Here is a 24,912-nt window from a genome sequence, read left to right as displayed (position 1 = left end):
TCCGCGCAGTTGGCGTGCCCTGAAACAACGGGAAACAATCCGTGCAGCAACCCGGACCCGGGGGGCGAACGGGGATACTGGGAACATGACAATTGCCCGCAGCACCAAGCTCACCATTGTAGGCGCCGGCAGCGTCGGCACCTCCCTTGCCTACGCCGCCTTGATTCGCGGTTCCGCACGCGAGGTGGTGCTCTATGACATCGCTACGGCCAAGGTGGAGGCGGAGGTCCTCGACCTGGCCCACGGCACGCCGTTCGTTGGATCCGCTCGAATCACGGGCGGCAGCGACATTGAGCTCGTGGCGGGCTCCGACGTCGTCGTCATCACGGCAGGTGCCAAGCAGGAGCCGGGTCAGACCCGACTTGAATTGGCTGGCGTCAACGTGGGAATCCTGGAGAAGATGCTGCCCCAGCTTGTTGCTCTGGCGCCCAATGCGGTGTTCATCCTCGTGACAAATCCGTGCGATGTCCTCACCGCTGTGGCCGAACGCATCACCGACCTCCCGCCTGGGCGCATCTTCAGCTCCGGAACCGTGCTGGACTCCTCCCGGCTGCGCTGGCTCGTGGCGGAAGCCGCCGGGGTTGCCCCGCAAAGCGTGCACGCGCTGATCGTCGGCGAGCACGGCGACACGGAGTTCCCACTGTGGTCCGCCGCGACCATCGGGCAGACCCCGCTCCCTGACTGGACCGACTCCTCGGGGGCCCTGCTGTTTCCCCGGGAACGGCTGGAGGCGCTCACGCATGACGTGGTCCACGCCGCCTACAAGGTCATTGCCGGCAAGGGGGCCACCAACTATGCGATCGGACTCTCGGGCGCACGCATCGTTGAAGCGGTGCTGCAAGACGAGCGGAGCATACTTCCCGTCTCCAGCGTGCTCCACGGCTACCGTGGCATTGACGGCGTGGCCCTCAGCGTGCCCTCAATCGTCGGGGCGGGCGGAGTGCAGCGCATCATTGACACACCCATGGACGAACGTGAGGCCGCTGCATTGCAGCACTCCGCGGAGACCCTGGCTGCTTCCATCGCCAAGTTCAACTAGTCCCCACACCCTCCCCATCCTCGTTCCTCGGCTGGGGCCCCTCGGGTGTGTGGGCCCATCCGTAACTTATTAAGGGTGACCCATCCGCACCCTCCCCATCCTCGTTCCTCGGCTGGGGCCCCTCGGGTGTGTGGGCCCATCCGTACTTATCAAGGGTGACCCATCCACACCCTTCCCATCCTCGTTCCTCGGCTGGGGCCCTGATAGCGGCTACTGGGCCGGGGGCGCTACCGAGCCGCGTACCACTACGGGGCAGGGAATGAGAATGGTTTCGCCATGCTGGTGTTCTGCTGTTGGAGTGCCTGCGCCATGACCCAGCTCTGCCAGCAGTAGCTCAACCGCCTTCTCTCCCATTTCACGGTGCGGCAGTGCCACGGTGGTGAGCCCCGGCACCGTGGTTCTGGCGAGTGGTTCGTCGTCGTCATAGCCGACAATGCTCAGGTCTTGGGGAACTCGCAGCCCCAACTGCCCGCAGGCCAACATGACACCCACGGCAACACGGTCATTGGCGCAGACGATGCCCGTGGGGCGTTCGCGCTTGGGTGAGTGCCCGGCGTCGTCTGCCAGTAGACGCATGGCCGCTGCGAAACCGTCATTGATTTCCCAGCCCGTTTCGCGGGCCTCGACGGGTGCCAAGCCGGCGGCGGCCAGGGCGGTATTGAAGCCCTGGGTTCGGAGTTCGGTCGCCACCAGCTCGGCTGTTCCGGACAGGTAGGCGATCTTGTGGTGCCCGGCGTCGAGTAGGACCCGAACGGCGGCCCCGCCTCCGGTGACCTCGTCGGGAATGATTGACCGCAGAGCGCCGGATGGGTCAAAGCTATTGGCTAGCACCGCGGGCACACCGCTCATATTTGGGTGGGGGTGGTGCGCCCGAAGGCTCATGGAAGCAAAGATCATGGCATCAACTTGGCGGTTGAGGAGCGTGGTGAAGGCACTGTTTTCACGAACCTCTTCACCTTGAGTGTCAATAACAAGGAGGAGATAGCCGGCGCTGAACGCTGCATTACTTGCGCCCTGCAGCAACTTTCCGGCAAACGGCCCGCCAGCAATGGAGTCAGTGACAACGCCAATGGTGTGGGTGCGCTGTGCCTGCAGGGAGCGGGCTACTGCGTTGGGCGTGTAGTTAAGTTCCTTGGCGGCGGCAAGAATGCGCAGCTGCTTCTCCTTGGCAATATTGCCATCGGCGCGTCCATTCAAGACAAAGCTCACGGCGCTGCGCGACACGCCAGCGTGATTGGCGACATCCTGCGAGGTTGCCTTGCGAGCCATGGGGCCTCCTAAATCGTGTGAGGTTAGCCTATCGCGTGAATGTTCCGGCGCGGTTTAGCTGTTGGCCGGTGCTGTACCGCTCCGCGGGGTACCGTAGAGGTGGGGACTAATCCTTGAACGGTAGAAACCATCTGATTTATCGCATGTAACGGTTAATTCTGATCCAAAAGGACAGTTTCTGGCGAATCGGTCACATAAATCGAGATAAATATGCATCCCGTGATATAAATAATTTCATGACTCAAGTGGCTGCAGAAACCGTTGGCGTACTCGTGCGAGATGCGCGCACTGAAAAGGGCTGGACCCAAGGCGAATTGGCATCCCATTTGGGTACCAGTCAAAGTGCCGTTGCTCGTATGGAACAGGGCAAACAGAATCTGAGCCTGCGGATGATCCAGCGCATGGAAGCACTGCTCGAGGCGAATTTGTTTAGCGTTGGCGCAGTCAGCAAGAACGCCGTCACGCATCTGCGCGTCCATGGCGCCCGTGAACTCTCCGGCAGCGTCGAGGTTAACACCAGTAAGAACGCTGGCGTTGCCCTGCTCTGTGCCAGTCTGCTCAACCGCGGCACCACTACCCTGCGGCGCCTGGCCCGTATCGAAGAAGTTAACCGCATTGTGGAACTACTGACGTCCATCGGGGTCGAGTGCACCTGGCTGGCAGACAACGATCTGCTGATCCGCCGTCCCGCCGTGCTTGACTTGGCCGCCATGGACATTGCCGCCGCCAAGCGCACCCGTAGCGTCATCATGCTGCTCGGCCCGCTGCTGGACGAAGAGAACACTTACCGCATCCCCTACGCTGGCGGTTGCGATCTCGGTACCCGCACAGTGGAGCCGCACATGCAGGCGCTGCGCGAGTTCGGCTTGGACGTCAACGCGCACGACGGTTTCTACCAGGTGCAGGCCCCCGTCAGCGACACCGCTGACCGCACCTTTGTGCTGACCGAACGTGGCGACACCGTCACCGAAAACGCCATCATGGCCGCCGCGCACCGCGAAGGCGCCACCGTGATCCGCAACGCCAGCCCCAACTACATGGTTCAGGACCTCTGCTTCTACTTGCAGGGTCTCGGCGTCAGTGTTGAAGGCGTCGGCACCACCACCCTGACCATCAAGGGCAAGTCCCGGATCGACGTTGACATTGAGTACGCACCGTCCGAGGATCCCATCGAGGCCATGAGCCTGATCACCGCCGGCATCGTGACGAAGTCCGAAGTTACGGTGACGCGCGTCCCCATCGAGTTCATGGAAATTGAACTCAAGGTGCTCGAGCAGATGGGCTTCCGCTACCTGAAATCCCCCGAGTACATGGCCCGCAACGGCAAAACCCGCCTCGTGGACATCACTACCTTGCCGTCTGAGTTGAAGGCCGCGCAGGACAAGATCCATGCCATGCCGTTCCCTGGTCTGAACATTGATAACCTGCCATTCTTCGCCGTGATCGCCTCCTGCGCCGAGGGTACCACCATGATTCACGACTGGGTCTACGAAGGCCGAGCCATCTACCTGACGGAGCTGAACCGCCTCGGCGCCGGCGTCCGCTTGCTGGACCCGCACCGCATCGACATCAAGGGCCCGGTTGCCTGGCGTGCCGCAGAAATTGGTTGCCCGCCCGCACTGCGCCCGGCCGCCTGCATCCTGTTGGCCATGCTTGCCGCCAAGGGAACCAGCGAGTTGCGCAACATTTATGTCATTGAGCGCGGCTACGAGGACCTGGCCGAGCGCCTGAACACCATCGGTGCCGAGATCGAATACTTCCAGGACTAAGCTCCTCTCAAAGTACGACGGCGGCCGGTGACCTTTTATAGAAAGGTCACCGGCCGCTTTTGCTTGCGTAGGCGTGGCTCGGTGAGTCTCATAGCGGCGCCCGATTGTGCCAATGCTTTCCAATTTCGTAAGCTCGAGTCATGTTCCCCTGGACGAAACGCGACGCCGCGGCTGCCCTCTCGCCCACAGCAATCCCCCGTACCGGTGGCATCCCGTGGCATGGCGACGGGGTGAGCGCCGTCGACGTGGACCTGCCCTTCGGACGCAAAGGCACCCGCCGAGTGCACTGTGTGCAGCTTAGCGTGGGCGATTTCACGGTGGAGCTCATGTTCCAAGAGGTGCTCGATCTCCTCAACGGACGGGTCCACGTTGTTGACCCCATGGGGCGCGGCCACGACGTCTTCCTCTGCAACGCCCATGGTGTGGAAGCGGCCGCGACGGCCGGGAAGGCCTCCGAGGCCGGAGCCTGGATGGCGAACTTCCCCGCCGACGCGCTGGCCATTATGCGAGTGCCCGTGACCGAGCCGCCCGTCATCGTCATACCCAGCCACTCCGTGGCGAGCCTGTCCGCGTGGCTGCGGAAACAGCCTAAATAGCGGCCAGCGCCCGCGCCAGATCCTGTTTTAGGTCATCCAGGTCCTCCAGCCCCACGGACAAGCGCAAGAATCCATCGGACAAACCGATCGCCGCACGAGCGTCCGGTCCCATGGCGCGGTGCGTTGTTGTGGCCGGATGCGTGATGAGTGACTTCGCATCGCCTAAGTTGTTGGAGATGTCGATGATCGCCAACGCGTTCAACAGCGCAAAGGCGGCGTCCTTGCGGGTCCCATTGGCAGGTTCGGCCAGCTCAAACGTCAACACGGTGCCGCCGGCCTTCATCTGCTTCTTCGCCAGCTCATGCTGCGGGTGTGAGGGCAAATAGGGGTACAGAACGCGCGCCACCTGCGGCTGCGTCTCCAAGAATTCGCCCAGCGCCAACGCATTCGTGCAGGAGTGCGTCACACGCAAATTCATGGTCTCCAAGCCCTTCGTCAGCACCCAGGCATTGAATGCCGACAACGCCGGTCCGGTGTGGCGCATCAGGTTCTTGACCGGTCCGTCAATGAATTCCTTGCTGCCCAGGATGGCGCCGCCCAGGACCCGGCCCTGCCCATCAATGTGTTTGGTGCCCGAGTAAACAATGATGTCCGCACCAAAGTCGCCGCAGCGCTGCAGCAGGGGAGTGGCGAACACATTGTCGGCCACCACCTGCGCGCCCGCCGCATGGGCCAGATCGCACACGGCCTGCACATCCACAATCTCTTGCATGGGGTTGGACGGGGATTCAAAGAATACGGCCGTGGTGGGTACGCTCAACGCCTCGCGCCATTGGTCCAGGTCAGGGCCATCGACGAATACCGTCTGAACACCCCAGCGGGGGAGCAATTCGTTCAGGATCACAAAGCAGGAGCCGAACAAGGAGCGCGACGCCACCACCCTGTCCCCGGCAGCCAGCAATGCGCCCAAGGCGGTGAAGACGGCAGACATGCCGGACGCTGTTGCAAAGCACGCCTCCTTGCCTTCGAGTAGCCGCAGCCGTTCCTGAAACGTGGCTACTGAAGGGTTGCCGTAGCGCGAATACACAAAGCGGTCCACCTCTCCGGTGAAGGCCGCCTCGGCTGCTTCGGCGGATTCGTACACAAAGCCGGAGTTTAGAAACAGGGCCTCGGAGGTTTCCTGAAAGTTGGTACGGTCAAGCCCGCCGCGCACGGCCGCAGTGTCCGGCGCCCAGGTGGCTGCGTGCTCGTTAAAGTTGCTCAATTGCTTATCCTTGGCTTTCGTTCGTGCTTGAGATGGCTTAGCTGCCCTGTGATGCGCGACGGCGGCGCCGCACGTCAGTGCCTCTGCGCACCTTTTCGAGGTGACTGGGTGTCGACGTGGGGTTTAGCGCCAGGGCAAGTTACGGTTTTTCCACCCGTTCAGGACGCGGTCACCGAAGCGGTCGGGTTGGCCTTCGAAGCCCTCGAGCACGTTGTACGCCGTGTAGCCGGCGGCAGTTGCCGCCTCGGCCGCGGCGATGGAGCGGACGCCCGAACGGCACAACAAAACCAGCGGTTTCTCGGCCGGCACGGCCGCCTGGAGTTGCTCCAGGAAATCCGGATTGTTGCTGCCGTTGGACAGGTTCCACTGGATGAAGATGGGCTCGGTGTTCAGCGAGGAAATGTCGGGGACGCCAATGTGCGCCCATTCACCCTCGGTACGCACATCCACCAGGACCGCCCCGGCGGCTACGTGCTCCCACGCTGTTGCCGGAGCCAGGTCCCTGCGTAGCTCACGCGATGCCCTCGCCGTCGAATTCCAGCTCGGCATCCAGATCATCCACGGCGTTGGCCACGGCGGCGTCGCTGGTAGCAATTGCCTGAGGGAGGATCACGGCCTGGGCGCAGATGACGCTGGTGCCGTTGAATGTTACGGCGGGCCCGCCGTGGAGCACATAGCCCTCGGCGAGGGCTGCTGAGATGCGCTCACAGAAGGAGCGGTCGTCGGGGCCGGTGATGAGCCGGTAAGCCAGGGGTGATTCGTCCGCGGACATGTTCTCTCCTCATTGCAAGTGGCCGTCAGGCTGCAAGCGAGAGCTGAGAGCGGTGCTTAAAAAGCTCGGACTCTTAGTCCGCGCACCGGGGTTCACGCTTGCAAACTTCAGCCGTTGGAAGCTGGGTTTGCCGAGTACTCACCTGAGGCACCCCGCCGAAAAGAGGGTTGCCGGCCAGCAAGTCAGGGCTTGATACTGGCGCTCATTACTCCCCTTGAAAGTAACACATCAGCCCCCGCCTGGACCCCCAAAAGCCTGTGTATGGCGCAACATGACGACAGCACTGCAACCGGGCTGTCCGTTGAACTGGCAGTATGGACCCATGACTTTGAGCCGTGCCTTCGCAGCCGTCCGTTTCCTCTTTGGTGCGGTGACCCTGGTTGCCGTAGGGATTCAGCTGGGCATCCACATTGGCCACGGCTTCAGCGTGCTGAACTTCTTCAGCTATTTCACCAATCTCTCCAACATTTTTGCCGCCGTGGTGCTGGTGGTGGAGTCGGTGCTGACATGGCGCGGGAAGGATCTGGGGCCCGCATGGGCGCTGCTGCGCTGCATTTCGGTGGTGTGCATGGCGCTGGTAGGGATTGTCTTCAGCGCCCTGCTGCGCGATGTGGACCTAGGTGCGCTCCTGCCGTGGATCAATACTTGGCTGCACTACGTGATGCCCGTGGCCATTGTGGCCGACTGGCTCATCACTCCGCCGCGTCACGCCATCCCCTACAAGCGGGTGCTCATCGCCATCGCGTTCCCACTGGTGTATTTGGCGTATTCACTTATCCGTGGCGCTGCCATCAGCTGGTACGCCTACCCCTTCCTCAACCCGGCCGACGGCGGATATGGTGCCGTGCTGCTGACCTGCCTCATCATCGCCGTGGCATTCGTGGCCATGACGCTGCTCATCATGGCGCTGGGAAACTGGCTGGGCCGGCGCATCACCGGGCGGCCGGTGGCAGCATCGGTGGACGGCTCCCGCGGCTAGATCCGCAGAGCCTGCAGCAGTAGTGCCTACAGTTGCAGTGCCTGCAGCAGAAGTGCCTACAGTGTTGGTGCTTACAGCGTTTGTGCGAGCAGCGCTGAAAGCTCCGCTGTGAGTTGTGCCCGGATCTCCTGTGTGCCAATTTCCGTACCGTCAATGGTGTTCACAGGAGCCAGCAGGCGCAAGCTGGAAATCAGCCACACGGCGTCGGCGTCCAGTAGATCAGCGGGTGTTACAGGTCCGTAGCCCAACTCCCAGCCCGCGGCCTTCGCGGCTGCAAAGAGGGCACCTTGGGTGGTGCCCGGCAGGATACCGGTGTCCAAATGGGGCGTGATGAGCCGCTTGAGCGGAACCCCGGAGTCGTCGGAGATGTGCGCTAAAAGCACCGACGACGTCGGCCCCTCCAACACGAGCTGGTCGCCGCTGGTGAAGATCACGTCATCGGCGCCCTGGCTGTGGGCATGGCGCAAGGCCGCCATGTTGACGGCGTACGACAGGGTTTTGGCACCCATCAAGAGCCACGGTGCGCGGGTGGAAATGTCACTGTCGTAGCCGCGTTCCAAGAGGAGGACATCCAGACCCTTGGCGCGCTGTGCGGCCAGGGCGAGGGAAACGGGGCTGACCGTGACCCATGCCGTGGGGAATCGGTGCCTTCCGGGCCGCGGGTGACCACTAGCTTCACCACGCACTGACCTGGTTCGCCGGTAGCGGCAGAATCGCTGACGGAGTAGGCCGTAAGCGCAGTCGCAATGGCCGATTGCCACACTTTTGCGGCAGGAATCTGCAGGTCCATGGTGCGGGCAGAGGTGGCCAGACGGTCCAGATGGGCATGGATTTTTCGGGGCGTGCCGTCCACGGCCAGCATCGATTCGAAGATGCCATCGCCGCGGGTAACACCCTGATCCGTGGCCAGAATACTGGGCTGGGTAGGATCTGCCAGTCGGCCGTGCGGGTGGGCGGGGTCTAGAAACACCAAAACAGTCATGGAGTAGAGCTTATCCCCACCCGCTCCCCACCCCTCGTGCCTCGGGTGGGGTCCCTCGGGCGCGTGGCCCCACCCACGACCTCCCCAACCCTCGTGCCTCGAACCTTGGCCACCGCCGCCGCTACTGGTAATTGCCGCCACTCCACCGGCGGCAATTACCAGTAGCGGCGGCATTCTTGCGGAGGGCACCGAGAGGCGGCTGATTCACAGCTTCGGAATTCTAGACTCTGAGGTCCGCCCAGTCGAAATGGGTCACGGTGCCGGTTTCCCAGTCGTGACGCAGGATTGAGTATGCGATTGAGGCGAGGTGCCCGCCGTCGTTAGTTGGCCAGGCCAAACGGTAGTGGGCTTCCTTGAGGAAACCCGCCCGAAGGAACGTCTTGCGCATGGCGATGTTGTCCTCTCGGGTTTGCCCCTCAAAGCGTCGCGTGTTGGGCATCGAGCGAAAAACCATGCCACAGAGGGCCCGCAGTACCTCCACTCCCAGGCCTTTGCCGCGCTGGGCTTCGTCGAGACGCAGATCGAAAAGTGGGGCGTCGTCTTCTTGTAAATCCTCCAGCGCAGCCATGCCTATGCGGTGTGCGTCCTGCAGCACCCAATAGCCCTGAGTGTCTTCATTCCAGAAGCGGCCCTGTTCAATCCGCACCCGAATGTCTGGTGCTTGCGGCGCCGCCTGAACATGGAAGGGGAAACGATTGTTGGAAAGAAAATCGATGAGGTCTTCAGCATCGGCGGGTGTCATGGCAACGAAGGTGATGGACATGCTCTGACACTACCGGCAGGAGCGGACGCCGTCCCGAACGTGAACCGCTACGGGACGGGGGTAGCGTTCACGGCGTTGAGGAGGTCCACATACGCGCCCTTGACGAGTGCTCCTCCGGCTATTCCGAACTTAGCAATGAGGCGGTGCGCCTCGGAAACTGCAGCATCGGCCGGCAGCGCGTCGTCGACCGGGACTTCAAGTTCTACGAAGTCGCCGAGGCCGTCAACACGGTCCAGATGCACCCTCGTGTGGCCTACGTGATAGACCATGCGGCGCTTGTGCACACGGCCAACTTTGCCGTAGGCAAGAGCCAGAACGGATCGGAGTCCGTCTGGATCTGAGGTTTCGCAATGAACATAGAAGGATGGCTTCGGGCCGAGTTCGTTGTCCCTGCGGTAGAAAATCAGCACGCCATGCCCATCCGGAAAGGCTCGGAGTTTTAGCCGACCGTTCGGGCAGTCGAAAAAGGTGTCGTCTTGCACAACATGGTCAGGTGCCTTCTCTGCCAGGGCAGCGACAATAGACGTTAGCCTGTCGAGACTGTCCACGCGAGCTTTGATTTCGATGTTTGTCGGCATGTTCCCACTCAACCATGGTGTTTATGGGCGGCGGGACTTCCGAGCGGGACCGGGCGTGGCCCCAACCCAGCCACAGCGAAACGGCGGCACCCAGCGTGTGCCGAGTGCCGCCGTCGTACTGGGACGTTAGCGCAGCTGGGCCAGCACCGACTTGCCGAAGGTGAAGGCGCGGATCAGGCCGAGAACACCCAGCACGATCAGCATGATGGCGGTCATGAGCAGCAGCCAGGCAGCCGTCCAGGTTGGAACTGCCAGCACCACGATGCCGGCGATGACGCTCAGCGCGCCGAAAATGATCGCCCATAGGCGGCTGGAGCTCTTGCCGGCCTCGACCATGGCGATGATGCCCTCGATGATCCAGCCGATGCCGATCATGATGACAGTGAAGATCAGCAGTGCCTCGCCGGTGGCAGCAGAATTACGCAGGGCGATGATGCCGGCCACCAGGATGAACAGGCCCAAGAACACGTCCAAAATGCGTGTTCCTGCCGAGAGGCTGTGGCTGAAAATGCCGATGGCAATCTTGATGGCACCGGTGATCAGGAAGTTAATGCCCAGGAAAACAGCAACGACTGCCAGCGTTTTAGTGGGCCACAGCAAGAGAATGACGCCCAAAACCAGGGCCGCGGCGCCGCTGACGCCGAACGCCATTCGCAGGCCCTTGATGGCTTTTTCGGTCAGTTTGTGCGGATCGATGGCGAAAGCGTCGAAAGTGATTTGCGGGCTGCTAGGAATACTCACGGTCCAGGTCCTTCATTTGTAGGGTGAATTTACTGGTTAGCTTATCCGGATAGTGGTGTCCAGTACGCGATGTGTCGGGACGTTCCCAAGAGCGCTACGGCAGGGACAATTGCCTATAGGCTGTTGTCATTTGTACTTGCCGGGATGTGGCGACAATTGGGTCGGTGAAGAGGGGATGTCTCGATGATCTGGACAGCGTTTAGTTTTCCAACCGGCAGTGTCTGGCTGACGACGCTTCTGATGCTCGCCGACTTGGTCATCCGTGTTGTGATGCTGGGTATCATCCCCGGCAACCGCCGCCCCACCACGGCCATGGCCTGGCTGCTGTGCATCTTCTTCCTGCCTTACATTGGCCTGATCCTCTTCCTCATGTTTGGCAATTTCAGACTCTCACGACGGCGGAGGGAGACTCAGGACGCGGTCAACCGCCGGGTGGTTGAAGGAACCAAGGATATTGCGGACCTTGTCCCGGAATATGATGGCCCCGCATGGGTGAAATCCGCTATTGAGCTGAACCGCAATCTCGGTTCATTCCCGGCGCTGGGAGGCAACTCCGTCCGGCTCATTCCGGGCTATCAGGAATCCCTGGATGCCATGGCTGATGAGGTCAGCAAGGCCGTTAACTACGTCAACGCCGAGTTTTACATTATGAGTTCGGATCGCTCCACCGACCGGCTGTTTAGCGAACTTGAAGCTGCTGCTGCGCGGGGGGTTCGCGTCCGGGTGCTCTTTGACCATATTGGCTCGGCTCGGGTCCCCGGATATAGGGGGATGATTCGGCGCCTCAAGGCCAGTGAGATCGAATGGCGCCGGATGTTGCCGTTGCTACCAGTCAAGGGTCAATGGCGCAGGCCAGATTTGCGTAACCACCGCAAAATCCTGGTGGTCGACGGGCGGGTGGGATATACCGGTTCGCAGAACGTCATTGAGCCCTCCTACCGTAAGAAGAAGAACCGCAAGATTGGGCGCGAATGGGTAGAACTCATGTCCCGCCTGGAGGGACCCATTGTGGGAACCCTCAACGTCATGTTCACCACGGACTGGTCCTCCGAGACAGAAGAAACTTTGCTGGAACAACTGGCCACCTACCACTGGGATTCCTACACCGGGGGTTCACTGTGCCAGGTGGTCCCCAGTGGTCCAGGGTTTGTCACCGAGAACAACCTCCGCTTGTTTAACACCCTGCTGTACTCGGCGGAAGAGTGCATCACCATCTCCAGCCCGTATTTTGTGCCGGATGATTCACTGCTGTACGCCATCACCACGGCCGCTCAACGCGGCGTTGTGGTTGAACTTTTTGTGTCCGAAGCAGGGGATCAGTTCCTTGTCCACCACGCTCAGCGCTCCTACTATGAGGCGCTGTTGAAGGCCGGGGTTCGGATCTACTTGTACCCCAAGCCCTATGTGCTGCACGCCAAGCACTTCACCGTGGATTCTGATGTGGCGGTGATTGGCTCCTCCAATATGGACATGCGAAGCTTCTCGCTCAACCTGGAAGTCACTGTCATGATGATTGACCGCGACGTGGTCAAGCGTATGCATGAAGTTGAGGATCATTACCGGTCCGTCTCGCGCCAGCTGACCCTGGACGAGTGGGTCAATCGGCCCGTTCTAGCCCGCTATGTGGACAACGTGGCCCGCTTGACGGCCACGATTCAGTAGCCCGCTTCGCCAGGTGCGCATCGAAAGAGTCAGCCGATTGCGCCGGTTCAGCCCGTTGCGCCCGCTCAGCCGGTCAGCCCGGAAAGTTGGAGCCCAACGTGGCTAAAACACCGTGCGCCTTGGCCTGAATCTCATCCCATTCCGCAGCGTCTTCGGAGTCTGCCGTGATGGCGCCGCCGATCCCCAGCGAAAGGTGCGTGCCGCCGTCGTCCGTGTCCTGGAGAACCAAAGTGCGGATCACCACCGATAAATCGGTGGCCGCATTGAGAGAGAAGTAGCCAATAGCGCCCGCATAAATGCCACGCGGGCCGGCTTCGAGATGGTCCAGAATAGCCATGGTGCTAATTTTCGGGGCTCCCGTCATGGACCCAGCGGGGAAGGCAGCGGCCACGGCCTGCGCGCGGGAATTGCCCGGCGCCAGCTGCGCCTCGATGGTGCTGACCATTTGATGTACCGTGGCGTAACTTTCTATGGCGCACAGCCGCGGCACGCTCAATGAATTCGGCAGGGCGAAGCGCGAGAGGTCATTGCGGAGCAGGTCCACGATCATCACATTTTCCGCCCGATCCTTGAGTGACGTGAGCAGATCGGTCTTGAGCGCGGCGTCAGTAGCCGGGTCGGTGTCGCGGCGGCGGGTGCCCTTGATCGGCTCGGCACGCATCAGCCCTTCCGAGTCAATGCGCAGGAAACGCTCAGGGGACGTGCTGGCAACGCTCAGTCCGCCCAGCCGCAGGAACGCCGCAAACGGAGCCGGGTTGCGCGTCCGCAGGGCCCTATACGTGCTCCACGGATCCAGCCGGTTGGGCGTCTGGGCGTCGAGGGCGGTGGTCAGGCAGACCTCGTAGGAATTGCCGTCGTGGATCTGGGCCTGCGCCGCCGCGATCATGTCCTTGTAGTGGCGCTCGCCGTCCCGCGCAGTGAAAACCGGGGCCTGAATACGCAGGGCCTGATCGCTCAGCGCTTGATTACGCAGGGCTTGATCGCTGGGGGCCGGAATGTTCGACGGCGTGAGGCTGGGTGCGCTGCTGGGATTGGCTCGGGCGGTGCGCGCCAGAGCGGAAGCGTGTGCGGCTCGTGCCTCGGCAAGGAAATCCTGCGCTTCGCGACGCGATTCCACGTGGTGGACGTCCGTCAGTGTCAGCACGTAGAGGCAGTTTTCGCGGTGGTCCAGAACCAAGGCGCGGCCAGCAAAGAGCAGAGCGGCATCCGGAACACCAGGGGTGCCGTTGCTTCCGGGGGCCGAGCGGTGTGCCGACGTGGGTGTTCCGCCGGTTTCAGCTTTGAGTTCGTACCCCAAATAGCCCAGCCAGCCGAGGGTGAAATCGCCGGGGTAATGGTCCGGGGCGCGGACTGCTTTGCGCCCCCAGACCGAATCCAGCCAGTGGAAGAACGGCCCGCGGATATGGGTGGTGACTTGGCCGCAAGACACTGTGGTCAAACCGGCCTCGTGGCGAGAAAGCTGGCCAAAGTGGCCGCAGTTATCGGCCATGATGGAGAACCGTGAGCGGTCAGCTGCGATGCTCGATGCGGTGTCAGTTCCGGCTACGTTGGCTGCGTCTGCTGCTGCCGCTGGGCTAATTGCGTCAGCGACGGCTGTTCTTGCCGCACCGGTTGCGGTGTGCACTTCAGCAATGGAGCTGTCCAGCCACACTGCGTGCTCGGAGGTGCCATAGAGCGCGTGGAAGAGCTCGGCGGCAGCTGGTAATCCCTCGAGACGGGTAGCGGAAAATTCCAGTCCGCGGCGCCGGGCCAGCTCCGGGGCCAACACATTTTCCATGGCAGGAAGCTGGGTCAAGGCGTCCAGCACCAGCGCCGGAGCGTTGGCCACCCCGTGGGTCCCGTCAACAACAATGTCCGCCAGCTCTGGTACGCGGCTGCCTTCCAGCAGGAGTTCCTCCTGATCGGCCCACAGGTCCCAGAACGGCGCATACGTGTCGCCATCACGCTCAAGGGCACGTTCTTTCCTGTTTTGGCTGGGCGCATCCACCCAAATAGTGGCGTCCAAGAGCGCACCCGCCCCGCCGTGTGAGGAGCCCACGCCCTCGACGATCACAACCGGGGCCAACTCGGTGGTGCGGGAGGCGCCGTCGTGCTCTGCCGCCCAATCCCACTGCGTCCATGTGGCGGGCATACCCAAACTCAGGGGGGCCAGGACAGAATCAATGTAGCGTTCCACGCCACCCGCCAGGCCGTCCCAGCCCGGGTAGATGTCCTCGAGGTGGAACAGTGAGACGCTGCGGTGGCGGCGCAGCAGGGCGGCGAGTTCCACGGCAACGGTGGTTTTCCCGGCGCCGGACCGGCCGTCGACGGCGATGATCACCGGGCGGAGCGGTTGGTTGGGCTCACTGCCGCGAGGGTCCCGGTGTGAGCTTGCGTGGTGGGGGAGCGGCTGGGGATCAGCCACGGGTGTGTGCCAGCAGAAGGTCGTGCTTGCAGCCGAAATTACTCATTGGGCAAGTCTAGCGAGCGGCGCTCGCAAGCCGTGCCCGGGCAAACGTTAAAAGGGCGGGCGCCCATATACCTTGCTGTAGCGCCGCTTCCAGACCAACCTTGCGACGCCGATGTAGGTGCCGATGGCACCCGGCAGGGCCCAGAAAAGAAGCACGATGACACCGGAGAAAATAGGCCCCCCGCCACCGCCAGGCCTGCTGAACAGGAACCCTGACAAAACAATCCCCGTCACCAGGAAAGCGCCAAAGAACAAGATTTCAACAACAGGCTGCTGCAAGCGCGGAACGCCGCTGCGCCCGGGAGCGTTCATGAACTTGAATGGTTCCGGCGGAACGTTGGGGTTGTGGGGATGGCTCAAGATTATGCGTCGATTCTGATTGCGGGAGAGAGCTCTGCGAGTGTTGCCATGAGGCCTGCAGTACTGGTGAGTGTCACGTTGGGGGCTGCATTGGGGTCGGTCACCCACGCCGTGGACCAGGCATCGCTTTCGTCATGACGGACAAACAGCTTGCGTTCTTCTCCGGTCAATGCCGTGGACCCAAAATACAGGGCACTTTTTGCATCTGAACTGAGCTTGGTGTCAATGATCAGCTTGAGCATATCCGCGTCTGACGCTTCGGGAAGTTTGAAAAGCGCTGCCCATACGCCCAGCGCTGCCGGCTGCAGGAAAACGGAAATTCCCGGCGCCTGAAGGTAGAGGGCGGCTTCCACTTCTTCGGTGCCAAGCAGAGCCATCTCGGTCCACCGTTGCGCCGTGCCAAATGCGTAAGCCAACATTTGGCTGGGCCCGGTTAGATCAATGTCGTCTCCGGTAACGCTGGCGAATCCCCGGGCCAGAAGTGATGAAGCGCCGGCGCCGACCATGGCAGTGCTGAAGTACTGATCGTTGATCTTTAGCGCTTCGCGTGACCGGGCGCTGCCCTCACTTTTGCCAAGGGACAAGAGATAGGAAACTTCGGCGATGCCAAATTGCACGAGCGTATTTGACGCATCAGCGGCGGGCTGGGGTGTTGTTGCTTGTGTCATGATCTTCTTTCACTGCAGGGCATTTGTGCTTGAGGGAGAAAATGTCTAGAACGGCCAGAGATTTTTCGCTGTCTCTGCAACACCGTTGGCAAAGTCGCCAGCACCTTCAATAAGGTTGCCGCCTGCCTCAACCATGTTACGGCCCACGTCTTCACCAAAGTCTTGAACATTGCTTGCGACGTCGCCACCCCACTCGGAGATTGCATCCCAATTCTCGTACACCAATCCGCCGATTGCGACAGCGCCGGCCGCGGCGCCAAATGCCAGGTTGACGGGAGGCGGGGTAAACAGGGCAGCGGTGCCCAAGCCGGTGGCAACGACGTCGAGGGTTCCGCCCACATAGTCTTCATCGGCAAAGTTGTCGATGGCGCTGACGACGCCCAGGCCCAGTCCAAGCGGGCCTAGTACTTTGCCGGCGCCTTTGGCTAAATTGCCCAAGGGGTCGGCCAGGGAATTGATCTTGCTGCCCCAATTGGAGATGCCGCCAGGCAGGTCGTCGATCTTATTGCCGAACTTTTGGATCCAGGCGCCAACGCTTTCGCCCTCCAGCACGGTGTTGAGTCCCTGGAAGAAGCTCCCGGCCTTGGCCCATTGCATTCCTTGGGACAAACCGGCAAAGCTTCCGCCGTTGCGGAAGAAAATCAAGGCCTCCGCAATTTTGCTGGAGTTTCCAAAGATCGTCATGGCGTCTCCGCCCAGCAAATACCTTTCCATCAGGTCCTTGACGATCAATACTTGGTCCCACGCGTTGGTTTCCTCGTCCGGGGAACCTGGGCCCGGATTGCCTGGGGAGCCGGGGCCGGTGGAGCCGGCGGTCAGGCTGGACACGGAACTGGCGGTTTCCTGCTCTTCAGCGTTGCGCAGCAGGGCGGCGGCCACCTGGTCGAACTCACGGCTGGCAGCAGCAAGTGTTGGACGATGCTTGCTGTTCCATTGACTGCGGAAACGGTCAGCGTCTCCGCCCTGCCAGCATCCGGGGCGATTGATTTGTTGGGACAGTGAGTTGCTCGCGTGGAGCAACGTTTGTGCCGCCCGGGAAAAGTCCTTGGCGAAGGTCCGCAACTGGTCGGGGTCTGCGCCAAGCATTGTGCCATTCACGGGTTGTGGCCTTTCGGAAAGATGAGGGAAATCTATTGTTCCCTAAAGTATCCCGGTCCTGCCGTTGAGCCAATGGGGAGGCCAGCCCATGCGGGATTGGCAACGCCCCGGTTGCTTGCTAGACGAGCACCAGCAAGATGCCCACAGCAATGAACAGCAGGCCGAAGACCCGGTTCAGGATCAGTTGCCCGCGCTCACTGGCCGTCAGATGCTTGAGCTGCTTGGCGCCGGCGGCAAAGATGAACCACATGACGATGATGTCAATGACCACCACTGTGGCAGTCAGGATGACGTATTGCGGCAGGAGAGGTTCGCTGGGCCGGATGAACTGAGGCATGAACGCCAGGAAGAAAACGATCGCCTTCGGGTTCAGGAGATTGACCCACAGGCCTCGACGGAACATCGAGAAGCCGGATTCGACGGTGTCAGGTGCGGCATCGTCGTCGACCTTCTCGGCTTTAGCCAACAGTTTTCGGACACCCAAATACACCAGATATGCGGCGCCAACATAGCGAATCAGCATGAACAAGAACGGTGAATTGGAGACGATGATCCCCACACCCGCCGCCACGATGATCACGTGGATGATCAGGGCCAACTGCTGACCCATGATGCCCCAAATGGAGCGGCGGAATCCTGCGGTCAGCGCGTTGGACATGGTGTTGATGGCGCCCGCGCCCGGGGTCAGGGAGATCATGGCGCCGGCGCCCACAAGGGCCAGCCAAAGAGAGAATTGCACGTGCTTAGCTTACGTGTCATGGACAGTGAGTCCGTCCGCCTGCGGCTATCGAACTGGATACAACAGATTCGGGCGAGTACCCGCCGTCGAGGATCCTCCCAGAAGCGGCAACTAGGATGAAACAAATGAGCGCTCCAACACAACGATTAGGTCTCAACCGCCGCCATTTTCTCCAGCTGTCCGCCCTGGGCCTCGGCGTGGGAATGATGGCCACGTTGGCGGGGTGCGGCGGCACAGCAGGACGGGAGCCACTGGACACCGTGGGCAAGGTTGATTTCCGCAACCCGCTGCATGTCCCGCCGCTGGCGAAGTCGGAGCTCAAGGACGGGCGGCGCGTCTTTGACCTCGTGACCCAAGCCGGCCAATCGGAGATCGTCGCCGGTGGAAAAGCTGACACCTGGGGCGTCAACGGCGCATTTCTGGGGCCCACGCTGAGAGTGCGCCGCGGCGAGCAGATCCGCCTCAATGTGAGCAACGAACTAGACGAAGCCACTAGCCTGCACTGGCACGGCGTGCGCCTGCCCGCCGCGGCCGACGGCGGTCCGCACCAAATGGTTGAACCCGGCAAGACATGGTCCCCCTCCTGGACCATTGACCAGACCGCGGCGACCCTCTGGTACCACCCGCATCCACACGGGCAGACGGAACGGCACCTCTACAAGGGGATCGGTGGGATGTTCATCATCGACGACGACGAAGAGGGCGCCCTGGATCTGCCTCGGAACTATGGCGTGGACGATATCCCCGTCATCGTTCAGGACAAGACGTTCTCTGAGAAGGGACAGATCGTTGAAACCGGGCGGAGCGGGGTCGGCATGTTGGGCAGCACAGTGCTGGTCAACGGCACGGCAGCGCCAATGTTGGATGTGGTGGCCGAGCACACGCGGCTGCGCCTGCTGAACGCGTCGAGCGCTCGCAGTTACAACTTTGGCTTCTCCGATGACCGTAAATTCACCATGATCGCTAGCGACGGCGGCCTCCTAGGGGCACCCGTGGCGCTGAGCCGGATCATGCTCACCCCGGGTGAGCGTGCCGAAATCATCGTTGCAGTGGTCCCCGGTGAAACTGTAACGCTGCGCTCCTTTGCCCAGGACCTGGGTGTGGCCGAATCCCGCACGGCCGACGCCGGTGCGCAAGACTTGCTGGACATTCTCCAGCTAAAGGCTGCCGCCACCCTGAGCCCATCAACCCCGATCCCTGCACAACTTGCCTCAATGGATTATCCGGATCCGGCCCTTGCCGGGGCCATGCGCATGTTCCAGCTCGGCGACAACGTCATCAATAACAAATCCATGGACATGGACAGGATCGACCTCTCGGTCAAGGCAGGGGCAACGGAAGCCTGGGCTGTGCTCAATGCCCACAATCAGCCGCACAACTTCCACATCCATGATGTCCAATTCCAGATTCTTACCCTGAATGAGCAGCCGCCTCCGCCAGAACTCGCGGGCTGGAAGGACACCGTTTATGCGCCGCCCGGTGTGACCATCCGGTTGCTCATGAAATTCGGTAAGGACGCCGACCCCATGATGCCCTACATGTACCACTGCCACCTGTTGTGGCATGAGGACATGGGCATGATGGGACAATTCCTCGTGGTGGACGCCTAGCCAGCTCAACTATCCGGAACAGAGAAGCCTTTCACTTCACCCTCAGCGCGAAGTGCCCGTTCCATTCCGCGATCAGGTACCAGCCAAAGCGCTGCCACGATTGCGTAAGCGATGAGACCGAACGCTGGGGCAATGAACGTCAAGGCGCAGCCAGCAATGTAAATGACGGGGGAGATGCGCGCCTTGCGATTCTTCCCCAGTGCGGTTGCGAGCGGTCCGCTTGGCCCCTGCTGGCGGACAAAGCCGGCTTGAAGGATAGCGTAGGCGATCGCAGCCAGCATCAAATTGATGCCGTACATAAAGACCGGAACCATGGCGAATCCTGAATCGTTCATCCATCGGGTCATGAACGGCACCAGAGATAGCCAGAACAGCAGGTGCAGATTGGCCCACAGAATGCCGCCGGTGACCCTATCGGCAAGCTTGATCATGTGGTGATGGTTGTTCCAGTAGATGCCCACATAAATGAAGCTCAGCAGATAGCTCAAAAGAGTGGGATAGATGCTTGCTAGCCCCGCCCAGTCTGCGGTTTCTGGGGTTTTGAACTCAAGCACCATGATGGTGATGATGATCGCCAGAACACCGTCGCTGAGTGCTTCGAGCCGGTTCTTTTCCACCGGGGTACCTCCAATGTGTGGTTTGGATTGCGTGGCGTGGAACGTTCCGGTAGGACCTGTGGCTGCCACGTGACGCGACTATTTAGGCCCGGTTCCATTTAGGCCCGGGCGATGATTTCCCCGTTGGGCATCAGGAACCAGCCATCCGGGCTGGCGCCCCACGCCCGCCAACCTGCGGCGATTCGCTCAAGAGTTTCAGTAGTGGCTAGTCCATAATCCACGGCTTGCTCTGCAAACGCTGAACCCACCGTTCTGTCCGCCCAGACCCCGGCAAGCCACGCTCGCTGTTCAACAGTTGCGTAGAGCCAATTGGCGCTGGAAGGTGCCACGTCGCTCAGTCCAGCAGCCAGCGCCCAACTCAGCAGCCGCCTCCCCGCGTCTGGCTCCGCCTGATTGTGCCGGGCTACCTGCTGGTACAGCTCCATCCACTCATCCAGTTCGGGCAGTTCCGGATACCAAGACATGCCATGAAAATCAGCATCCCGCACGGCCACAATGCCGCCGGGTTTCGCCACGCGCCGCATTTCCACAAGCGCCGCCACCGGATCCGTCAGGTGTTGCAGAACCTGGTGGGCGTGGACCACATCGAAGCTGTCATCTGAAAAATCGAGGGTGTAGACATCGCCGGTGTCAAAGCTTAAATTGGCCAGGTGTTGCTCCCGAGCCAACGCGGTGGCGGCAGCAACTACCTCCGGAGAACGGTCAAGACCCACCACGGCTCCGGGTGCTACCAGCCGGGCAAAATCGGCCGTAATGGTGCCGGGGCCCGAGCCCACATCCAGCACGCTGCGCCCGTGGGTGAGGTGCGGGATCAAGTACGCCGCTGAGTTTTCTGCCGTTCTAGACGCGTGCGATCGCAGCACGCTTTCGTGGTGGCCATGGGTGTAAACGTCCCCGGATGCTGGTTTCTCGCTCATAAGTGGGAGCGTACGCCGCCGGTATTGCCGGCCGCCAGAGGTGTCCATGTCTGGAGCTGCGTACCGTTTGTCCGTAACCATGCGCAGCTCCAGGAGTGGCGCACGGTTACAGCGTAACGGTGCGTAGCTTCAGGGGACCAGGCCCGCCGCCGCACACGCAAGCCCCACAAAAGGTGACGCGGAGCGCAAAACCCGGCCATCCGGCGTCGTACTTGTTCGCCTAAAGTGAAAGTTGAGTCAAGTACGCTCAACTTCATTTGACATGGAAACGAGTCTGAGTAAAGTTGAGTGCAGAACGCTCAATACCGCTGGTTGAGCGAACCGCCACCCTGGCGGACAAGTTCACGCAGCGGCTCATGAAAGGAACCACTTATGTCACGTGCCGTAGGTATTGACCTCGGAACCACCAACTCTGTTGTATCCGTCTTGGAAGGTGGCGAGCCCACCGTTATTGCCAACGCTGAAGGCGGCCGCACCACCCCCTCAGTTGTTGCCTTCTCCAAGGCTGGCGAAGTTCTGGTTGGCGAAATCGCCAAGCGCCAGGCCGTCAACAACATCGACCGCACCATCGCTTCGGTCAAGCGCCACATGGGCACCGACTGGACCGTCGCCATTGACGACAAGAAGTACACGGCGCAGGAAATCTCCGCTCGTACCTTGATGAAGCTCAAGAACGACGCCGAAGCTTACCTGGGCGAAAAGGTCACCGACGCTGTTATCACCGTCCCGGCCTACTTCAATGACGCTGAGCGTCAGGCCACGAAGGAAGCCGGCGAAATCGCAGGCTTGAACGTGCTGCGTATTGTCAACGAGCCCACCGCCGCTGCTTTGGCCTACGGCCTGGAAAAGGGCAAGGAAGACGAGCTCATCTTGGTATTCGACCTCGGTGGCGGAACGTTTGACGTTTCCCTGCTTGAAGTTGGCAAGGATGAGGACGACTTCTCCACCATCCAGGTTCGTGCAACCTACGGTGACAACCGCCTCGGTGGCGACGACTGGGATCAGCGCATTGTTGACTACCTGCTGAACCAGCTCAAGGTCAAGGGCATCGACTTGTCCAAGGACAAGATCGCCCTGCAGCGTCTGAAGGAAGCTGCTGAGCAGGCCAAGAAGGAACTCTCCTCGGCTTCCTCCACTAGCGTTTCACTGCAGTACCTCTCCGTTACTGCTGACGGCCCGGTTCACTTGGACGAGCAGCTGACTCGCGCCAAGTTCCAGGAACTGACCTCGGACCTGCTTGAGCGCACCAAGAAGCCGTTCAACGACGTCATCAAGGAAGCCAACATCAAGGTTTCTGACATTGATCACATCGTGCTCGTCGGTGGCTCCACCCGTATGCCTGCTGTTTCCGAGCTCGTCAAGGAACTCGCTGGCGGCAAGGAGCCCAACAAGGGTGTCAACCCGGATGAGGTTGTGGCCGTTGGCGCCGCACTGCAGGCTGGCGTTTTGAAGGGTGAGCGCAAGGACGTTCTGCTCATCGACGTCACCCCGCTGTCCTTGGGTATCGAGACCAAGGGTGGAGTGATGACCCACCTGATCGAGCGCAACACGGCTATCCCCACCAAGCGTTCCGAGACCTTCACCACCGCCGATGACAACCAGCCCTCGGTTGCCATCCAGGTCTTCCAGGGTGAGCGTCAGTTCACTCGCGACAACAAGCCGCTGGGCACGTTCGAGCTGACCGGTATTGCTCCGGCTCCGCGCGGCGTCCCGCAGGTTGAGGTCACCTTCGACATCGATGCCAACGGTATTGTGCACGTTTCCGCTAAGGACAAGGGCACCGGCGTCGAGCAGTCCATGACCATCACGGGCGGCTCCTCGCTGTCCAAGGATGACATTGAGCGCATGGTTCGTGAAGCCGAAGAGCACGCAGCCGAGGATAAGGAACGCCGCGAGGCAGCAGATCTGCGCAACTCCGCTGAGCAGCTGCACTACTCGGTGGACAAAGTTCTGGCCGACAACGATGACAAGCTCTCCGACGAGATCAAGAACCCCGTCAAGGAAGATGTCACCGCACTGAAGACCGCCCTTGCAGGCGACGACGACGCAGCCGTCAAGACCGCGTTTGAGAAGCTGCAGGCTTCACAGTCCTCACTGGGCGAAGCAATCTACGCCGCAGCTGCTGCTGAGGGTGCCACGGCCGACGCCGGTGCTTCCGAAGGTGCCGCATCCTCTGATGGTGCTCCTGAAGAGGACATCGTTGACGCCGAGATCATCGACGAAGACGCAGACGAGAAGAAGTAAGCATGTCTGAGTCCGTAAACCCCGAAGAGGTCCCGGAGAACGATCCCGCGGTTAATGCTGATCCAGCTGCGGCTGGCACCGGTGCTGCTGAAGGCGACGCGCTCTCTCAGGCCGAAGAGATCCTCAACGGTGTTGAGGTTCCGGCTGAAGAGTCCGTGGCTCAGGGTAGCGATGCCGACGCGGCTGCCGAGTTGAAGAATGACCTTCTTCGCTTGCAGGCCGAGTACGTCAACTACCGTAAGCGCGTTGAGCGTGACCGGGCAGTTGCTGGGCAGATGGCCGTCATTGGCGTCCTGAACTCCCTGCTTCCGGTCCTGGATGGCATCGATGCTGGGCGTGCCCACGGCGATATTGTCGACGGCCCGTTCGCAGCGATTGCCACCAAGCTGGAAACGGCACTGGCCACCTATGGTCTGGAGAAGATCGACGCCGTTGACGTCGCCTTCGATCCGACCATTCACGAGGCGCTGATTCAGCAGCCTTCGGCCGAGGTTGAGATTGACACGGTCAGCCAGGTGCTGCGCAATGGTTACAAGTCCGGCGAGCGTATTCTTCGCGCCGCACAGGTAATTGTGGCAGTACCGGAGTAGTCCCCAGTTCCTCCCAGAGCTCGCAAGCTCGCTCTGGGACCCTCGGAACTGTGGGCCCAAGCCGGTGGTGCTGACCCAGATCAAGTTTCTGGGTCAGCACCACCGGCCCACAGCATTAACCCACAAACTTTAGAAAGGAGACGTCTTGGCAAGTCAGGACTGGGCAGAAAAAGACTTCTACAAGATTCTTGGGGTATCCAAGGATGCTTCCGAAGCCGATATCAAAAAGGCCTACCGAAAGCTGGCCCGCAAGTACCACCCGGATACCAATTCGGGGGACCCGCAGGCGGAAAAGACCTTCAAGGACGTCTCCGAAGCGTATTCCGTGCTCTCCAGCAAGGACGATCGCGAGCAGTATGACGCCATCCGTGCCATGGGCGGCGGAGCCCGCTTCAGCGCAGGCGGCGCTGGCCAGAGCGGTGGCGGCTTTGAAGACGTCTTCGGTGACCTCTTCGGCGGCGGCCGCGGCGCACCTCGTGGCGGATCCCGCGGCAATCCCGGCTTTGGCAACTCCGGCCTGCCCCCGGAATTTGCTGACTTGTTCGGCGGTGGCGGCGGTGGCGGCGGATTTGGCGGCTTCCAGCCCACGCCAACCAAGGGTGGCGACCGTACCGCCAGCACGTCCATTTCCTTTGCTGGTTCCATCAATGGAACCAAGATTGGCCTGCGCGAACCCAACGGCGAAGTCATTGATGTGCGCATTCCCGCGGGCATCAAGGACGGCCAGAAGGTCCGGGTCAAGGGCAAGGGCCAGAGCGGTGCTGCCGGCCCCGGCGACTTGATGGTCACTGTCAACGTTAAACCCCACGAATTCTTCATCCGTGACGGCAACAACATCCGTATCCACGTGCCAGTGAGCTTCCCGGAAGCCGCTCTGGGCGCCGATATTAGCGTCCCCACGTTGACCGGTGAAACGGTCCGGGTCCGCGTTCCTGCCGGAACGCCTTCGGGCCGTACCTTGCGGGTCAAGGGAGCCGGCGTGAAGTCCAACAAGGGCGACGGCGATCTGCTCGTCACGATCGATGTGGCCGTTCCGCAAAAGCTCAGCAAGGAAGCCGAAGAGGCAGTGCGTGCCTTCGCGGCAGCCACTGCCGACGGTGATCCCCGCGCAGCACTAGCGGATAAAGCCAAGCTGTAGCCCCCGCACCCACTGCTCGCAAGTCCCCTGACGCTCCCACTGCTCGCAAGTCCCCTGGCGCTCCCACTGCTCGCAAGTCCCCTGGCGCTCCCACTGCTCGCACCGGGACCCTCGCGTCAGTGGGCCCA

23 protein-coding genes, 1 pseudogene and 1 riboswitch are annotated in these 24,912 nt (G+C 61.3%); of the genes and pseudogenes, 9 read left to right on the top strand and 15 right to left on the bottom strand.

The window, feature by feature from the left end:
• Positions 1–85 precede the first annotated feature (85 nt).
• Positions 86–1,039, top strand: a complete 954-nt coding sequence (locus AS189_RS01730) for an L-lactate dehydrogenase (RefSeq protein WP_062285896.1) — start codon at positions 86–88, stop codon at positions 1,037–1,039.
• Positions 1,040–1,249: 210 nt separating this feature from the next.
• On the opposite strand, the gene AS189_RS01725 is transcribed toward AS189_RS01730, so the two are convergent.
• Complete coding sequence (locus AS189_RS01725; protein WP_062285895.1) at positions 1,250–2,308, bottom strand: LacI family DNA-binding transcriptional regulator; 1,059 nt, start codon at positions 2,306–2,308, stop codon at positions 1,250–1,252.
• 236 nt (positions 2,309–2,544) lie between these two features.
• Between AS189_RS01725 and AS189_RS01720 the strand changes: the two genes are divergently transcribed.
• Complete coding sequence (locus AS189_RS01720; RefSeq protein ID WP_062285893.1) at positions 2,545–4,077, top strand: UDP-N-acetylglucosamine 1-carboxyvinyltransferase; 1,533 nt, start codon at positions 2,545–2,547, stop codon at positions 4,075–4,077.
• A 140-nt stretch (positions 4,078–4,217) separates the two neighbouring features.
• Positions 4,218–4,673 carry a hypothetical protein gene (locus tag AS189_RS01715; protein ID WP_062285891.1) on the top strand — a complete coding sequence of 152 codons (456 nt, stop codon included), beginning with the start codon at positions 4,218–4,220 and terminating at the stop codon, positions 4,671–4,673.
• Here the strand turns inward: AS189_RS01715 and AS189_RS01710 are convergent.
• From AS189_RS01710 to AS189_RS01700, 3 genes are all read right to left on the bottom strand, one after another.
• Positions 4,666–5,877, bottom strand: coding sequence for an O-succinylhomoserine sulfhydrylase (locus tag AS189_RS01710; protein WP_062285883.1), 1,212 nt, complete (start codon positions 5,875–5,877; stop codon positions 4,666–4,668). The two genes, AS189_RS01715 and AS189_RS01710, sit on opposite strands and share 8 nt — an antisense overlap.
• Positions 5,878–6,000: 123 nt before the next feature.
• Positions 6,001–6,426 (bottom strand): rhodanese-like domain-containing protein, encoded by a 426-nt coding sequence (locus AS189_RS01705; RefSeq protein WP_062285881.1) that lies wholly within the window; start codon positions 6,424–6,426, stop codon positions 6,001–6,003.
• Positions 6,389–6,649 carry a DUF1737 domain-containing protein gene (locus AS189_RS01700; protein ID WP_062285879.1) on the bottom strand — a complete coding sequence of 87 codons (261 nt, stop codon included), beginning with the start codon at positions 6,647–6,649 and terminating at the stop codon, positions 6,389–6,391. Before AS189_RS01700 ends, AS189_RS01705 begins: the two co-directional genes overlap by 38 nt.
• 89 nt (positions 6,650–6,738) lie before the next feature.
• Positions 6,739–6,859: riboswitch (SAM riboswitch) on the bottom strand.
• A gap of 112 nt (positions 6,860–6,971) precedes the next feature.
• Here AS189_RS01700 and AS189_RS01695 point away from each other — a divergent pair.
• Positions 6,972–7,628, top strand: a complete 657-nt coding sequence (locus AS189_RS01695; protein ID WP_062285877.1) for a Pr6Pr family membrane protein — start codon at positions 6,972–6,974, stop codon at positions 7,626–7,628.
• Positions 7,629–7,699: 71 nt separating this feature from the next.
• Here AS189_RS01695 and AS189_RS01690 read toward each other — a convergent pair.
• The 4 genes and pseudogenes from AS189_RS01690 to AS189_RS01675 form a co-directional block, all read right to left on the bottom strand.
• A pseudogene (locus AS189_RS01690) lies at positions 7,700–8,610 on the bottom strand (aminodeoxychorismate lyase).
• A 220-nt stretch (positions 8,611–8,830) separates the two neighbouring features.
• Positions 8,831–9,373: a GNAT family N-acetyltransferase gene (locus AS189_RS01685; RefSeq protein WP_062285876.1), complete on the bottom strand. Its 543-nt coding sequence runs from the start codon at positions 9,371–9,373 to the stop codon at positions 8,831–8,833.
• 47 nt (positions 9,374–9,420) lie between these two features.
• Positions 9,421–9,951: a class IV adenylate cyclase gene (locus tag AS189_RS01680; RefSeq protein ID WP_062285874.1), complete on the bottom strand. Its 531-nt coding sequence runs from the start codon at positions 9,949–9,951 to the stop codon at positions 9,421–9,423.
• Positions 9,952–10,077: 126 nt separating this feature from the next.
• Complete coding sequence (locus AS189_RS01675) at positions 10,078–10,692, bottom strand: HdeD family acid-resistance protein (protein ID WP_062285871.1); 615 nt, start codon at positions 10,690–10,692, stop codon at positions 10,078–10,080.
• Positions 10,693–10,875: 183 nt separating this feature from the next.
• Between AS189_RS01675 and cls the strand changes: the two genes are divergently transcribed.
• Positions 10,876–12,354 (top strand): cardiolipin synthase, encoded by a 1,479-nt coding sequence (gene cls, locus AS189_RS01670; protein WP_062285869.1) that lies wholly within the window; start codon positions 10,876–10,878, stop codon positions 12,352–12,354.
• Between the two features lie 73 nt (positions 12,355–12,427).
• Here the strand turns inward: cls and AS189_RS01665 are convergent, their stop codons facing one another.
• The 5 genes from AS189_RS01665 to AS189_RS01645 form a co-directional block, all read right to left on the bottom strand.
• On the bottom strand, positions 12,428–14,674 hold the full coding sequence (locus AS189_RS01665; protein WP_062285868.1) for a chorismate-binding protein: 2,247 nt from the start codon (positions 14,672–14,674) through the stop codon (positions 12,428–12,430).
• Between the two features lie 177 nt (positions 14,675–14,851).
• Entirely contained in the window at positions 14,852–15,163 is a 312-nt protein-coding gene (locus tag AS189_RS01660; RefSeq protein WP_062285866.1) for a hypothetical protein, read from the bottom strand.
• Between the two features lie 2 nt (positions 15,164–15,165).
• The gene (locus AS189_RS01655) at positions 15,166–15,831 is read right to left on the bottom strand and encodes a hypothetical protein (RefSeq protein ID WP_062285865.1); all 666 of its coding nucleotides are present in this window, start codon (positions 15,829–15,831) and stop codon (positions 15,166–15,168) included.
• Between the two features lie 45 nt (positions 15,832–15,876).
• A complete protein-coding gene (locus AS189_RS01650) occupies positions 15,877–16,929 on the bottom strand; it encodes a WXG100 family type VII secretion target (RefSeq protein ID WP_129587118.1) in 1,053 nt (350 codons plus the stop codon).
• A gap of 118 nt (positions 16,930–17,047) precedes the next feature.
• Positions 17,048–17,668 (bottom strand): LysE family transporter, encoded by a 621-nt coding sequence (locus AS189_RS01645; RefSeq protein ID WP_062285862.1) that lies wholly within the window; start codon positions 17,666–17,668, stop codon positions 17,048–17,050.
• A 125-nt stretch (positions 17,669–17,793) separates the two neighbouring features.
• Between AS189_RS01645 and AS189_RS01640 the strand changes: the two genes are divergently transcribed.
• Positions 17,794–19,278 (top strand): multicopper oxidase family protein, encoded by a 1,485-nt coding sequence (locus tag AS189_RS01640; protein WP_062285860.1) that lies wholly within the window; start codon positions 17,794–17,796, stop codon positions 19,276–19,278.
• 5 nt (positions 19,279–19,283) lie between these two features.
• Here the strand turns inward: AS189_RS01640 and AS189_RS01635 are convergent, their stop codons facing one another.
• Positions 19,284–19,964 carry a TMEM175 family protein gene (locus AS189_RS01635; protein WP_237759945.1) on the bottom strand — a complete coding sequence of 227 codons (681 nt, stop codon included), beginning with the start codon at positions 19,962–19,964 and terminating at the stop codon, positions 19,284–19,286.
• Between the two features lie 29 nt (positions 19,965–19,993).
• Positions 19,994–20,812 carry a methyltransferase domain-containing protein gene (locus AS189_RS01630; RefSeq protein WP_062292733.1) on the bottom strand — a complete coding sequence of 273 codons (819 nt, stop codon included), beginning with the start codon at positions 20,810–20,812 and terminating at the stop codon, positions 19,994–19,996.
• A 372-nt stretch (positions 20,813–21,184) separates the two neighbouring features.
• On the opposite strand from AS189_RS01630, the gene dnaK reads away from it, so the two are divergent.
• The 3 genes from dnaK (at position 21,185) to AS189_RS01615 (ending at position 24,784) form a co-directional block, all read left to right on the top strand.
• Positions 21,185–23,056 carry a molecular chaperone DnaK gene (gene dnaK / locus AS189_RS01625; RefSeq protein WP_062285858.1) on the top strand — a complete coding sequence of 624 codons (1,872 nt, stop codon included), beginning with the start codon at positions 21,185–21,187 and terminating at the stop codon, positions 23,054–23,056.
• Between the two features lie 2 nt (positions 23,057–23,058).
• On the top strand, positions 23,059–23,646 hold the full coding sequence (locus AS189_RS01620; RefSeq protein WP_082633967.1) for a nucleotide exchange factor GrpE: 588 nt from the start codon (positions 23,059–23,061) through the stop codon (positions 23,644–23,646).
• A gap of 145 nt (positions 23,647–23,791) precedes the next feature.
• Positions 23,792–24,784 (top strand): DnaJ C-terminal domain-containing protein, encoded by a 993-nt coding sequence (locus tag AS189_RS01615; protein ID WP_062285856.1) that lies wholly within the window; start codon positions 23,792–23,794, stop codon positions 24,782–24,784.
• Positions 24,785–24,912 lie beyond the last annotated feature (128 nt).

Origin of the sequence: Arthrobacter alpinus, assembly GCF_001445575.1 — a bacterium.
Taxonomy (GTDB): domain Bacteria; phylum Actinomycetota; class Actinomycetes; order Actinomycetales; family Micrococcaceae; genus Specibacter; species Specibacter alpinus_C.
The sequence above is the reverse complement of the archived record's forward strand: the minus strand, read 5'-3'. Positions and strand labels throughout refer to the sequence as shown.

Excerpts from the sequence above, each read along its gene's own strand:
- AS189_RS01630 (WP_062292733.1), bottom strand. The coding sequence starts at position 20,812 with ATGAGCGAGAAACCAGCATCCGGGGACGTTTACACCCATGGCCACCAC.
- AS189_RS01680 (WP_062285874.1), bottom strand. The coding sequence starts at position 9,951 with ATGCCGACAAACATCGAAATCAAAGCTCGCGTGGACAGTCTCGACAGG.
- AS189_RS01685 (WP_062285876.1), bottom strand. The coding sequence starts at position 9,373 with ATGTCCATCACCTTCGTTGCCATGACACCCGCCGATGCTGAAGACCTC.
- AS189_RS01655 (WP_062285865.1), bottom strand. The coding sequence starts at position 15,831 with ATGACACAAGCAACAACACCCCAGCCCGCCGCTGATGCGTCAAATACG.
- AS189_RS01715 (WP_062285891.1), top strand. The coding sequence starts at position 4,218 with ATGTTCCCCTGGACGAAACGCGACGCCGCGGCTGCCCTCTCGCCCACA.
- cls (WP_062285869.1), top strand. The coding sequence starts at position 10,876 with ATGATCTGGACAGCGTTTAGTTTTCCAACCGGCAGTGTCTGGCTGACG.
- AS189_RS01730 (WP_062285896.1), top strand. The coding sequence starts at position 86 with ATGACAATTGCCCGCAGCACCAAGCTCACCATTGTAGGCGCCGGCAGC.
- AS189_RS01620 (WP_082633967.1), top strand. The coding sequence starts at position 23,059 with ATGTCTGAGTCCGTAAACCCCGAAGAGGTCCCGGAGAACGATCCCGCG.
- AS189_RS01720 (WP_062285893.1), top strand. The coding sequence starts at position 2,545 with ATGACTCAAGTGGCTGCAGAAACCGTTGGCGTACTCGTGCGAGATGCG.
- AS189_RS01695 (WP_062285877.1), top strand. The coding sequence starts at position 6,972 with ATGACTTTGAGCCGTGCCTTCGCAGCCGTCCGTTTCCTCTTTGGTGCG.
- AS189_RS01700 (WP_062285879.1), bottom strand. The coding sequence starts at position 6,649 with ATGTCCGCGGACGAATCACCCCTGGCTTACCGGCTCATCACCGGCCCC.
- AS189_RS01725 (WP_062285895.1), bottom strand. The coding sequence starts at position 2,308 with ATGGCTCGCAAGGCAACCTCGCAGGATGTCGCCAATCACGCTGGCGTG.
- AS189_RS01705 (WP_062285881.1), bottom strand. The coding sequence starts at position 6,426 with ATGCCGAGCTGGAATTCGACGGCGAGGGCATCGCGTGAGCTACGCAGG.
- dnaK (WP_062285858.1), top strand. The coding sequence starts at position 21,185 with ATGTCACGTGCCGTAGGTATTGACCTCGGAACCACCAACTCTGTTGTA.
- AS189_RS01640 (WP_062285860.1), top strand. The coding sequence starts at position 17,794 with ATGAGCGCTCCAACACAACGATTAGGTCTCAACCGCCGCCATTTTCTC.